Annotated in this window: 10 protein-coding genes and 1 pseudogene; 7 read left to right on the plus strand and 4 right to left on the minus strand. The window is 70.9% G+C overall.

Going from position 1 to position 12561, the window contains the following annotated elements; genetic code table 11:
* The 3 genes and pseudogenes from ACN6LB_RS32120 to ACN6LB_RS32130 all read right to left on the minus strand — a co-directional run.
* A pseudogene (locus ACN6LB_RS32120) lies at positions 1-241 on the minus strand (hypothetical protein); the annotation flags it as partial.
* Positions 238-960 carry a DUF4129 domain-containing protein gene (locus ACN6LB_RS32125; RefSeq protein WP_445028911.1) on the minus strand — a complete coding sequence of 241 codons (723 nt, stop codon included), beginning with the start codon at positions 958-960 and terminating at the stop codon, positions 238-240. The gene ACN6LB_RS32125 and the pseudogene ACN6LB_RS32120, both read right to left, overlap by 4 nt.
* 4 nt (positions 961-964) lie before the next feature.
* Entirely contained in the window at positions 965-2272 is a 1308-nt protein-coding gene (locus ACN6LB_RS32130; protein ID WP_356137729.1) for a hypothetical protein, read from the minus strand.
* Positions 2273-2412: 140 nt separating this feature from the next.
* On the opposite strand from ACN6LB_RS32130, the gene mtnA reads away from it, so the two are divergent.
* From mtnA to ACN6LB_RS32165, 7 genes are all read left to right on the plus strand, one after another.
* Positions 2413-3558 carry an S-methyl-5-thioribose-1-phosphate isomerase gene (gene mtnA, locus ACN6LB_RS32135; protein ID WP_445028912.1) on the plus strand — a complete coding sequence of 382 codons (1146 nt, stop codon included), beginning with the start codon at positions 2413-2415 and terminating at the stop codon, positions 3556-3558.
* A gap of 8 nt (positions 3559-3566) precedes the next feature.
* A complete protein-coding gene (gene mtrA, locus ACN6LB_RS32140; protein WP_150136091.1) occupies positions 3567-4256 on the plus strand; it encodes a two-component system response regulator MtrA in 690 nt (229 codons plus the stop codon).
* A 1-nt stretch (position 4257) separates the two neighbouring features.
* The gene (gene mtrB / locus ACN6LB_RS32145; protein WP_445028913.1) at positions 4258-6387 is read left to right on the plus strand and encodes an MtrAB system histidine kinase MtrB; all 2130 of its coding nucleotides are present in this window, start codon (positions 4258-4260) and stop codon (positions 6385-6387) included.
* Positions 6377-8218 (plus strand): LpqB family beta-propeller domain-containing protein, encoded by a 1842-nt coding sequence (locus ACN6LB_RS32150; RefSeq protein WP_445028914.1) that lies wholly within the window; start codon positions 6377-6379, stop codon positions 8216-8218. The genes mtrB and ACN6LB_RS32150 overlap by 11 nt, the downstream gene beginning before the upstream one ends.
* 160 nt (positions 8219-8378) lie before the next feature.
* Positions 8379-9320, plus strand: coding sequence for a ComF family protein (locus ACN6LB_RS32155; RefSeq protein ID WP_445028915.1), 942 nt, complete (start codon positions 8379-8381; stop codon positions 9318-9320).
* Positions 9321-9635: 315 nt separating this feature from the next.
* Positions 9636-10328 carry a ribosome hibernation-promoting factor, HPF/YfiA family gene (gene hpf, locus ACN6LB_RS32160; RefSeq protein ID WP_445028916.1) on the plus strand — a complete coding sequence of 231 codons (693 nt, stop codon included), beginning with the start codon at positions 9636-9638 and terminating at the stop codon, positions 10326-10328.
* 203 nt (positions 10329-10531) lie between these two features.
* Positions 10532-11278: a response regulator transcription factor gene (locus ACN6LB_RS32165; RefSeq protein ID WP_356137741.1), complete on the plus strand. Its 747-nt coding sequence runs from the start codon at positions 10532-10534 to the stop codon at positions 11276-11278.
* Between the two features lie 22 nt (positions 11279-11300).
* On the opposite strand, the gene ACN6LB_RS32170 is transcribed toward ACN6LB_RS32165, so the two are convergent.
* Positions 11301-12512, minus strand: coding sequence for a winged helix-turn-helix domain-containing protein (locus tag ACN6LB_RS32170; protein WP_445028917.1), 1212 nt, complete (start codon positions 12510-12512; stop codon positions 11301-11303).
* Between the last annotated feature and the right edge of the window lie 49 nt (positions 12513-12561).

Here is a 12561-nt window from a genome sequence, read left to right on the forward strand (position 1 = left end):
CCCCCCCCCCCCCCCCCCCGCCCCGGTCGTCGAGGAGTTCGGCGACGGCGCGGCTGCCGTGGGAGTCGGCGGAGCGCGGGTCGAGGCGGCCGTGCTCGGCACCGGAGCGGAGCGCGGCGATCGCGACGGCGGCGATCAACAGGACCACGACGGCGAGAACGATGCCGCGTGTGCGGGTCCATACCTGACGCTTGGTGGGCGAGGCCGAGGTGGAGGAAGGCGCGAGAGTCGCCTCGGTCATCGGGCGCCCTCCCGGCGGGTGCCGTGGGGTGTGCTCTGGGCACTGCTGCTGCTCGCGAGCACGGGCTTGGTGCGTTCCAGGTCGTGGTCGAGCTCGGAGAGCCGGTGGTACGCGCTGGAGCCGGCGGCTCGTCCGCCGTACGTCACGTCGTCGAAGTCCCGGGCGGCGGCGCGGAGTCGGTCCGCGTGGGAAGGCAGGGCGTGGCCGGCTTCGGCGGCTGCCTCGTCCGCGGTGCGACCGGGGCGCGGGTCGAGGAGGGCGCGTTCCTCCAGGGAGCGGACGACGGCGCGCATGCGTTCCTGGACGGCTTGGTTCCAGTGGCCCTGGGCGGCGTGTGCCTCCGCGGCCGCGCGGTGCTCTGCGGCGCTGCGGGGGCGGTCGTCGAAGAGCGTGGCGGACGAGGTGGCGGCGCGGTGGGGGGTGCCCAGGCGCCACCACAGCGCACCGAGGACGGCCAGCACCGCCAGGACGATGACGACAAGCCCGAGAGTGCCTCCGGGGGTCGCGGTGGAGGCGGCGCCGAACAGCTTGTCGACCCATTCCCAGAAGGCGTTCAAGGCGCGCTGGATCAGGCCGGGTTCGTTCTCGTGGTACATCCGCTTGGACAGTTCACGCCTGGCCGCCTCCCGCGCGGGGTCGCGCGGGGTCGTCACCGGAGGTTCGTCGCCGGTGCGCGACAGCGTCAGCAGAGCTGTGAGAACTCCCCCCGCCGGGCTCACGGCATCAGCTCCCCGGAGTGGTGCCGGGCGCGTGGGAGCCGTAGTCCTGGACACCGGCGGCGCGGGCCAGGTCGAGGTCGAGGGCTTCGCGGCGGATGCGCTGGTCGATGTAGAGGAGCACGGTGACGCCCGCGGTGATCGGGAACGTGAGCATGGATCCGATCACCGAGCCGACCCCGCTGATGATGAGGAACGTCCAGCCGAGGTTGCCGCTGCCGCTGTTGAGGAAGCCGGTGACGCCGTCGCCGCTGAGAGCAGCGGCCAGGAAGGCGAACGGGATCACGACGATCGAGGCGACGATGTTGGCGATGATCGTGGCGAGCAGCTGGATGCCGAAGACCCGCCACCAGGAGCCGCGGACGAGCTTCGTGGAGCGGCTCATCGCCTTCAGGATGCCCTGCTTCTCCAGCATCAGGGCGGGCGAGGAGAGCGAGAAGCGGATCATCAGCCAGATCGCGACGACGGTGCCGCCGAGACCTCCGAGGACGGTGAGCGTGATGCCCGCGTCGCCGGCGCCGGCGACCGTGGCGAGGATGCCCGGCAGGGTTCCTGCGGCGGCGACCGCGGCGGCGATGAGCGGGAGCAGGAAGGTCAGGCCGAACAGCTTCGGAAGCTGAGGGCGGGCGTCCTGCCAGGCCTCGGCGGTGGTCACCGATTTGCCGAGCACCGCGCGGCTGGTCACGGACGTGAGCAGGGCCGTCGCGACGATGGTGCCGAGCAGGGTGATGAGCAGGACGACGCCGGAGTTCAGCATGGTGTCGCCCAGGGCGCGGCCCAGCTCGCCGACGGTGGCGCTGGGGTCGTTGAGGGTGTCCGTGCTCGCGCTGTCGTCCAGGACGAAGCCCTGCAGGAGGACGACGATGATCTCCGTGAAGACGGCGACGGTCAGCGAGATGCCCAGGACCGTGCGCCAGTACGTCCGCATCGTGGAGACGGCGCCGTCGAGGATCTCACCGACGCCGAGCGGGCGGAGCGGGATCACGCCGGGCTTGGCCGCGGGTGGCGGGCCGCCCCAGTTGCCTCCCCAGCCGCCGTATCCGCCGGGGGCTCCGTAGCCCGGGCCGGGACCGCCGGGGTGCCCGCCTCCCCAGCCGGGGCCGGGCGGTGGCGGTGGCGGTGGGGCCTGCGGGGTGTCCTGGGGGCTGGGCGCGGACCACTGGCCGGCCGGGGGCTGCTCCTTGGACCACTTCGACGGCGGGCCGGGCTGATCCGCGCCGCTCTCGTCAGCGGGCTGCGCAGGGCCGGTCTGGTCCGGCTCCTGCCCGTCGGAGGGGGCAGATCCGGGCGAGGCCCAGCCCGGAGTGTCTTTCATCGTCGCTCCTTCACGATGCCCGTCCGCGGTCGCGGCGGCAGGTTGGCAGCCATCGTGCCACGGGGTGCGGGGCAAGGGACCGGCTGCCGTATGGGCTGGACACCTTCAATTGTCCGCCGGGTACGGGGCAGACTGGGCGGATGGCTGATCAGTACGCGCAATCCCGCGACGACAGCGGGCCGACGGCAATACGGGCGATCCGCTGGGACGAGCCACCGGAGGGCCCGGTGCTGGCCCTCCTCGACCAGACGAGGCTGCCGGCCGAGGAGGTCGAACGGGTGTGCACCGACGCACCGGCGCTGGTGGAGGCGATCCGCACGCTCGCCGTGCGCGGGGCGCCGCTGCTCGGTATCGCCGGGGCTTACGGCGTCGCGCTCGCCGCCGCCCGTGGCTTCGACGTGGACGAGGCGGCGAACGCGCTGGCCGGTGCCCGGCCCACGGCTGTGAACCTGGCCGTCGGTGTGCGCCGGGCACATGCGGCTTACCGCGCGGCGCTCGGGGGCGGTGGTGACCAGAAGCAGGCCGCCGGGGCGGCGCTCGCGGCCGCGCGGGCGTTGCACCGGGAGGATGCCGAGGCCAGCGTGCGCATGGCCCGGCACGGCCTCACGCTGCTCGACGAGTTGCTGCCGGGCGGTGGGCACCGCGTCCTGACGCACTGCAACACCGGGGCGCTGGTGTCCGGCGGTGAGGGCACGGCGTTCGCGGTGGCCCTGGCGGCGCACCGGGTGGGGCGGCTGCGCAGGCTGTGGGTGGACGAGACGCGGCCGCTGATGCAGGGTGCGCGGTTGACCGCATACGAGGCGGCGCGCAACGGGATGGCGTACACCTTGCTCACGGACAACGCGGCGGGCTCGCTGTTCGCGGCAGGGGAGGTGGACGCGGTGCTGATCGGGGCCGATCGCATCGCGGCCGACGGTTCGGTGGCGAACAAGGTGGGGAGCTATCCGCTCGCGGTGCTGGCCCGGTACCACCATGTGCCGTTCATCGTGGTGGCGCCGGTGACGACGGTGGATCCGGACACCCCGGACGGAGCATCCATCGAAGTCGAGCAGCGTGCCGGCCATGAAGTGACCGAGGTCACAGCACCCCAGGTGCCGGTGGCGGGAGTGGAAGCGGGAGGCGGGATACCGGTGGCGCCCCTGGGGACACAGGCGTACAACCCGGCGTTCGACGTGACGCCACCCGAGTTGGTGACGGCGATCGTCACCGAAGAGGGCGTTGTGTCGCCCGTGACGGCAGAGGCGCTTGCAGAGCTGTGTGGCAGGTCACGCCAGGTAACGATTTAGTTAATGGGATGATGTCGTTTATGAAGGGACGAGTCCTTGTCGTCGATGACGACACCGCACTGGCCGAGATGCTCGGCATTGTGTTGCGTGGTGAAGGTTTTGAGCCGTCTTTCGTAGCCGACGGCGACAAGGCGCTGGCCGCTTTCCGCGAGACCAAGCCCGATCTGGTGCTCCTGGACCTGATGCTTCCCGGCCGGGACGGCATCGAGGTGTGCCGCCTGATCAGGGCGGAGTCCGGGGTGCCGATCGTGATGCTCACGGCGAAGAGCGACACCGTCGATGTCGTGGTCGGCCTCGAGTCGGGCGCCGACGACTACATCGTGAAGCCGTTCAAGCCGAAGGAGCTGGTGGCGCGGATCCGGGCGCGACTGCGGCGTTCGGAGGAGCCGGCGCCGGAACAGCTGGCGATCGGTGACCTTGTCATCGACGTCGCCGGTCACTCTGTGAAGCGGGAGGGGCAGTCGATAGCGCTGACGCCGCTGGAGTTCGATCTGCTGGTGGCGCTGGCGCGCAAGCCGTGGCAGGTGTTCACGCGTGAGGTGCTGCTGGAGCAGGTGTGGGGCTACCGGCATGCGGCGGACACCCGGCTGGTCAACGTGCATGTGCAGCGGCTGCGCTCCAAGGTCGAGAAGGACCCGGAGCGGCCGGAGATCGTGGTGACCGTCCGTGGCGTCGGTTACAAGGCCGGACCGAGCTGACATGTCCCGGGACAGTGCCGCTTCGGCGCCCGGTCAGCCGGGGAACCGCGCGGGGCGGCCTGTCGGCCGGAAGACGGCGGGGTCCCGCTGGGGACAGTTCATAGAGGGCGGGCTGCTGCAGGGCGGGGTCCAGGGCAGCCCGGTCCTTCGGCTTTTCATGCGCTGGGTGCGCCGCCCGCTGCTGCCCGTCATGCGGCTGTGGCGGCGCAACATCCAGCTCAAGATCGTCGTCACGACCCTGCTGATGTCGCTGGGCGTGGTGCTGCTGCTCGGCTTCGTCGTCATCGGCCAGGTGCGCAACGGGCTGCTGGACGCCAAGGTGAAGGCGTCGCAGAGCCAGGCGGCCGGCGGTTTCACGTCGGCCAAGCAGAAGGCGGACGCGGCCGCGATCTCGGGGGGCGACGACGGGTCCGGCACGGGCGGCCGCTCGTCGCAGAACCCCATCCAGTGGATGAGCGACCTCGTGGCCTCCCTGTCCAGCGGTGGTCAGGGTGCGTTCGACGTGGTGACGCTCGGCACGACCGGTTCGGACGACGACAGAGGACCCGGGCCGCGCGCCTCGGGGAAGGTGCAGCCGACCCTCAGCGTGCCCGACAACCTGCGCCAACGCGTGGACGAGGGTACCGGCGCGGCCCAGAGCTACACCCGCATCATTTACACCAACGGCCAGGCGTCCCAGCCCGCGCTGGTCATCGGCAAGCAGGTCAACGACCTCAACGGTGACCCGTACCAGCTCTACTTCCTCTTCCCGCTGACGCAGGAGGAGAAGTCGCTGAGCCTGGTCAAGGGGACGCTTGCGACGGCCGGGCTGTTCGTCGTGGTGCTCCTCGGGGCCATCGCCTGGCTGGTGGTGCGCCAGGTCGTCACGCCGGTGCGGATGGCGGCGGGCATTGCCGAGCGGCTGTCCGCCGGGCGCCTGCAGGAACGTATGAAGGTCACCGGCGAGGACGACATCGCGCGGCTCGGCGAGGCCTTCAACAAGATGGCCCAGAACCTTCAACTGAAGATCCAGCAGCTGGAGGACCTGTCGCGGATGCAGCGGCGGTTCGTCTCCGACGTGTCGCACGAGCTGCGGACACCGCTGACGACCGTGCGGATGGCGGCCGATGTCATCCACGACGCGCGCGTGGACTTCGATCCGATGACCGCCCGGTCGGCCGAGCTGCTCGCCGATCAGCTGGACCGGTTCGAGACGCTCCTCGCGGATCTGCTGGAGATCAGCCGGTTCGACGCGGGCGCGGCGGCGCTGGAGGCCGAGCCGATAGACCTGAGGGAAGTCGTACGGCGCGTCGTGAGCGGTGCGGAGCCGCTCGCCGAGCGCAAGGGCTCGCGGGTACGGGTGGTCGGCGACCAGCAGCCCGTTGTCGCCGAGGCCGACGCCCGGCGGGTGGAGCGCGTGCTGCGCAACCTCGTCGTCAACGCCGTGGAGCACGGCGAGGGCAAGGACGTGGTGGTCAAGCTCGCTGCGGCGGGCGGGGCGGTCGCGGTCGCGGTGCGCGACTACGGAGTGGGGCTCAAGCCCGGCGAGGCGACCCGGGTCTTCAGCCGCTTCTGGCGGGCCGACCCGGCACGCGCGCGTACCACCGGTGGAACGGGACTCGGGCTGTCCATCGCCCTGGAGGACGCGCGGTTGCACGGCGGCTGGCTCCAGGCGTGGGGCGAGCCGGGCGGCGGCTCGCAGTTCCGGCTGACGCTGCCGCGGACCGCCGACGAGCCGCTGCGGGGCTCCCCGATACCCCTGGAACCCAAGGACTCACGGCGTAATCGTGGACTTAATGATGCCGGTCTGCCGCTCGACGGCAGTGGCAAGCTCGCCACCGTGCCGTTGCAGCCCGCGGGCGGGAGTGCGCCGCCTCCCATGCCGACGCGGGCGCCGATAGTGCCCCGGCTGAGCGGAGCGGCGCCCACGGCGGACCCGACGGCGCTGCCGGGCAACGGTGCGCGCGTGGTGCCACGTCCCACGGGGGCCGTACGGCAGCAGGACGCCCCGTCCGCTCCGGGCGGGGAGCGGGCCGGTGAGGAGAAGCGCGGCCGGGACGCCGGCGAGCCGGAGGAAGTCGGCCGGGGCAAGCAGGTCGGCCGGGGCAAGCCGGACGGGCTCGGACAAGGGGAGGGTTTTCGTGGGCGCTGACCGCGAGGGGAGCGGCCGTCGGCGTCCCGCGCGCGTGGGGGCGTACATCGGCTGCGGTGCGCTGCTGCTGGCCGGGTGTGCCTCGATGCCGGACAGCGGGGACCTGCAGGGAGTGGATTCCACGCCCCGGGAGGACTCTCAGGTCCGGGTCTTCGCGATGCCGCCGCGTCCGGACGCCCGGCCCCCGGACATCGTGCAGGGCTTCCTGGAGGCGCTGACCAGCGACGATCCGCAGTACGAGACGGCGAGCAAGTATCTGACGGCGCAGGCCCGCAAGAAGTGGGACCCCTACCGGTCCACGACCGTGCTGGAGAACGGGCCGAACGCCGCGGCGGGGCAGTCCGGGACGAGGGAGGGCACGGACGAGTACTCGTACAACCTGTCCGGCGCCAAGGTCGCCAAGGTGGACGGGCAGCACGCGTACGTGCCGGACTCGGGCTCGTACAGCGGGACCGTGCATCTCGTGCGGCAGAAGGACACCAAGCAGTGGCGCATCGACGGGCTGCCGGAGGGCGTGGTGATGGGCAAGTCCGACTTCCAGCGCAACTACGTGTCCGTCAACAAGTACTACTTCGCCTCGAACGTGCCCGCCGGGACGGTCGGGCAGCCCGGGACCGTCGCCGATCCCGTCTATGTGCGCAGCAAGGTCGATCCGGTGACGCAGATGATCCGGACACTGCTGGACGGTCCGACGCGCTGGCTCCGCCCGGTGGTGACGTCGAGTTTCCCGACCGGCACGGCGCTGAAGAAGGGCGTCAAGTCGCTGACGCCCGACGACCAGAACAAGATCACGGTGCCGTTGAACGGAAAGGCCGACCGTGTCGGGCGGCCCCAGTGCACACGGATGGCGGCCCAACTCCTTTTCACACTCCAGGATCTGTCGCCGACGGCGGTGGACGAAGTGGAGCTTCAGCGGTCGGACGGCACACAGCTGTGTGTCCTCAACGAGAACCAGGCGGAGACGAACGCCGTGCACGGCACGGGCAAGCGTCCCGAGTACCAGTACTTCATCGACGGCAAGCAGCGGCTGGTGCGGATGCCCAGCGGCAACAGTGACAAGGAACCCGACGCGGTGCCCGGTGGCCTCGGCCTGGGCGACAAGAAGCTGCGGTCCGCCGCGGTGTCGCGGGACGAGGACAGGGCGGCTGGTGTGTCGGCCGACGGGCACTCGCTGTACGTCGGGTCGCTGCTGTCGGGCGGCTCGGTCGGCGATCCGGTCTTCCACAGTGCGGGCAAGACGACGAACGACAGGCTGACGACGCCCAGTTGGGACGGCCGGGGAGACCTGTGGGTGGCCGACCGTGATCCGAAGGATCCGCGGCTGCTGCTGTTGGAGAAGGGCACGGGCGCGCCGCTGACGGTCGAGACACCGGGTGTCGACGGGCGTGTCGAAGCGGTGCGCGTGGCTGCCGATGGCGTGCGGATCGCACTGATCGTCGAGAAGGACGGCAAGCGGTCGCTGCAGATCGGTCGCATCGTCCGCAACATCGCGTCCGGTGAGCAGCCGTCCGTCTCGGTCCTCGAACCGCATTCGGTGACACCGCAGTTGGAGGACGTCACAGCCATGTCGTGGGCCGGGGACAGCCGGCTCGTGGTGGTCGGGCACGAGCACGGTGGCGTGCAGCAGATGCGCTACGTCCAGGTCGACGGCTCCACGCCGGTGGGCCCGACGCCCGCCGCGCTGACGGGCGTGAAGGAGATCGCCGCGTCCGAGGACGAGCGTCTGCCGCTGGTGGGGTACACGGCGGAGGACGGGATAGTGCGGCTGTCGTCCGGGGCGCAGTGGCAGAAGGTGGTCAAGGAAGGGACGGCGCCGGTCTATCCCGGGTAGTCGGTCTGTCCCGGGTGGCCGGTTTGTTCGGCCCATCCGGAGTGACCGGCTCATGCGTCGCCCGTACGACGACCGCCGCGGGCGTGTTGTCCACAGGGAGTTGGCCCGGAGTTATCCACAGGGGTGGCAGGGCGGCGCGTGCGTTGGCACAGTGGTGGGCATGCGGGGGTGGTGGCAGGACCTCACCGATCTGGTGCTGCCGGCCGAGTGCGGAGGCTGCGGGAGGCCTCGCGCGGTGCTCTGCCCGGAGTGCCGTGCGGCCTTGAGCGGGGCCGCGCCGAGCCGGGTGCTACCGGTGCCGGAGCCGAGGGGGCTGCCCGTGGTGCACGCTGCGGCCCCGTACGAGGACGAGGTGCGCGCGGCGCTTCTCGCCCACAAGGAACGGGGCGTCCTGACACTCGCCGCGCCGCTGGGAACGGCCCTGGCAGGGGCCGTAAGAGCGGCGCTGGCGTGCCGGCAGGAAAAGGGTCCGGGTGGACGTCCGGCACGCCTGGACGGGCGGCTGAGGCCCGGGAACAGGCAGCTGGGGCCCGAGAGCGGCCGGGCGATGACCGATGGCGCCGTACTGCTGGTTCCCGTGCCGTCCTCACGGCGGGCGGTACGGGCGCGGGGCCACGACCCGGCGCGGCGGATCGCGCTCGCCGCGGCTGGTGAGCTGCGACGCACGGGAACATCGGCCCGGGTGCTCGGCGTGCTGCGCCAGCGGCGGACTGTGGCCGACCAGTCGGGGCTCAACTCCAGGCAGCGGCTGGGCAATCTCGCGGGGGCCCTGGAGGTGGCCGCCGGTGGCGCGCGGTTTCTCGCCGGTGGTGGCAGGGTCGTGGTGGTGGACGACCTGATGACGACGGGTGCCTCGCTGGCGGAGGCGGCACGCGCCGTACGGGCCGCGATGACGGACGCATACGCCGCAGCGACTTGGGAAGCGGCAGAGGTACGGAGGGCAGGGGAACGGATGCCGGAAACGACCGCGGAAGCGACGGCGACAGGGTCCATCCGGACACAAGCGGTCCGGGGAATGCTGGGTATGAGCGCGGTCGGTGACCTGATCTGCGCGGCAGTGGTCGCTGCGCCGCCCGACTCTTTCGAAATAAACCGGAACTGACTGAGAACTTCCATCGTTGCAGGTAATGAGAGGGCCAATTCACCTGAACGGAGGTACGCCTCGGTAGAGGGTGACGACATACGTCCGGGCGAGATATGTTCGGTTGTGAGGCAATGGCGCAGGCCGCACCTCGCATATCCGAATGCCGTGCTGCGGGTTTTCTGCAATCACCCGTACCGGTGGGGTGGAGATCTTGTCCGCGGGGGAGGAGGAGGTGAAAGTCACCGAGTCCGAGGTTCCGGGACACACCGGAGCCTGGTGCAAAAGGGAGATGCTCCGCCAGTGGAGCGGAGCGATCCGGGAACGGAGTTCTGCGTGGACATCGTCGTCAAGGGCCGCAAGACAGAGGTGCCCGAGCGGTTCCGCAAGCACGTGGCCGAGAAGCTGAAGCTGGAGAAGATCCAGAAGCTCGATGGCAAGGTGATCAGCCTCGACGTCGAGGTGTCCAAGGAGCCCAACCCTCGTCAGGCCGACCGTTGCGACCGAGTGGAGATCACGCTTCGCTCCCGCGGTCCGGTGATCCGGGCGGAGGCGGCGGCAAGCGATCCGTACGCGGCACTCGACCTGGCGGCGGACAAGCTCGAGGCCCGGCTGCGCAAGCAGCACGACAAGCGCTACACCCGCCGCGGCGCGGGCAGGCTCTCCGCCGCGGACGTCGCCGACACTGTCCCCGGCGCAGCGACGCTGAACGGGAACGGCAGCGTCGTCCACGAGGACGAGCCGGAGGGCATTCCGACCAAGAAGATCGGTTCGCTGGAGGTCAAGGGCGAAGGCCCCCTCATCGTTCGCGAGAAGACCCACGTCGCGTCCCCGATGTCACTCGACCAGGCCCTCTACGAGATGGAACTGGTCGGGCACGACTTCTACCTGTTCGTCGACTCCGAGACCAAGGAACCGAGCGTCGTCTACCGGCGGCACGCGTACGACTACGGCGTCATCCACCTCAGCACGGACCCGATGGTCGCCCAGGCGGCGACCGGTGCCGCGGGCGGCGCGCTCGGCGGCTGACCTCCCCGGTGACAGCTGAACCGGTGCCCCTGGAGCGCGCGTGCGCCCCCAGGGGCACCGGTGTGCGACCCACTTCGCGCCCGCTCTGTCACCGCACGGACGTCCGGGCATGAAATCATGGCCGCACCGGCCCAACCGGTGGGCCGTTGCCTTGGGTTGGCATGGCACGGAAACACAGGCCACGGCCTTCAGGGGGAGGAACGATGGCGGACAGCTTCGGACCGATGCGTGACGAGGACGCCGACGACGGCGTCGTCGCCATGGGCCCGGATGCGGGCTCTCCACGCAAGGAGCCCATCCGGGTCCTTGTCGTGGACGATCACGCCCTCTTCCGCCGCGGACTGGAGATCGTGCTCGCGGCCGAGGAGGACATCCAGGTCGTCGGCGAGGCGGGCGACGGCGCCGAGGCGGTCGACAAGGCCGCCGACCTGCTGCCGGACATCGTGCTGATGGACGTCCGGATGCCGAAGCGGGGCGGTATCGAGGCGTGCACGTCCATCAAGGAGGTGGCTCCGAGCGCGAAGATCATCATGTTGACGATCAGTGACGAGGAAGCCGATCTCTACGACGCGATCAAGGCGGGCGCGACCGGTTATCTCCTCAAGGAGATCTCCACCGACGAGGTGGCCACGGCCATTCGCGCGGTGGCCGACGGGCAGTCGCAGATCAGCCCCTCCATGGCGTCGAAACTGCTCACCGAGTTCAAGTCGATGATCCAGCGGACGGACGAACGCCGTCTGGTGCCCGCGCCGCGGCTCACGGACCGTGAGCTGGAGGTCCTCAAACTCGTCGCCACCGGGATGAACAACCGGGATATCGCCAAAGAGCTGTTCATCTCCGAGAACACCGTGAAGAACCACGTGCGCAACATTCTGGAGAAGCTTCAGCTGCACTCCCGCATGGAGGCCGTGGTGTACGCGATGCGGGAGAAGATCCTCGAGATCCGCTAGCCGCCGGTCCGGCAGGGTGTGATCACGCCAGCGCGCGGGCCAGTTCCGCCGTCAGCGGCTCGCGCAGCTCCGGGGCGTCCACCCGTTCCACCCGTACGTCCGTGCAGTCCACCCAGCTCGCGGCCTCCACCAGGGCCTGGGCGACGGCGGGAACGGCCTTGAGGCCGTCCAGGGTCACCTGTTTGGCCACCAGGGTGCGTCCCTCACGGGCCGGGTCCACCCGGCCGACGAGGTGGCCTCCGGCGAGCACCGGCATCGCGAAGTAGCCGTACACCCGCTTCGGCTTCGGGACGTACGCCTCCAGGCGATGGGTGAAGCCGAAGATCCGCTCCGTCCTCGCCCGCTCCCAGACGAGCGAGTCGAACGGGGAGAGGAGTGTCGTGCGGTGGCGGCCGCGCGGGGCTGTCTCCAGGGCTGCCGGGTCGGCCCAGGCGGGCTTGCCCCAGCCCTCGACCGTCACCGGGACCAGCCCCGAGTCGGCGATCACCGCGTCGACCTGCTCGCCCTTGAGGCGGTGGTAGTCGGCGATGTCCGCGCGCGTGCCGACGCCCAGGGACTGGCCCGCGAGGCGGACGAGACGGCGCAGGCACTCGGCGTCGTCCAGCTCGTCGTGGAGCAGGGACTCGGGGACGGCGCGCTCGGCGAGGTCGTACACCCGATTCCAGCTGCGGCGCTCGGTGCACACGACCTCGCCGTACATCAGCGCGCGTTCGACGGCGACCTTCGTGCCCGACCAGTCCCACCACTCGCTGGTCTTCTTCGCGCCGCCCAAGTCCGTGGCCGTGAGCGGGCCTTCGGCGCGCAGCTGCTTGATGACCTGGTCGTACACGCCGTCCGGCAGGGCGTGGTTCCAGTGCGGGCGGGCGCGGTAGGCGCGGCGGCGGAAGGCGAAGTGGGGCCACTCCTCGATGGGGAGGATGCAGGCGGCGTGGGACCAGTACTCGAAGGCATGCGGGCGCGTCGCGGGGGGCGTGCCGTCGGCGGGGGCGGTCGGGGTCCAGTACGCGCTGTCCACCGTTTTGCGGCCCACCGCTCCCAGGCGGGCGTACGGAATGAGCTCGTGCGAGCGGGCGAGGACCGAGATCGTGTCGAGCTGGACCGCGCCGAGATGCCGGAGGACTCCGCGTACGCCGGACCTGCGGTCCGGGGCGCCGAGGAAGCCCTGGGCGCGCAGGGCGATGCGGCGGGCTTCGTCTGCGGAGAGCTCGGTGGCGGGGCGGGGGAGGCTCGTCATGTTCCGCACGATAGGCGGTGGCACTGACAGTGGGGGTGGGCCGGGGCGC

The organism is Streptomyces sp. SAS_270 (assembly GCF_052543295.1).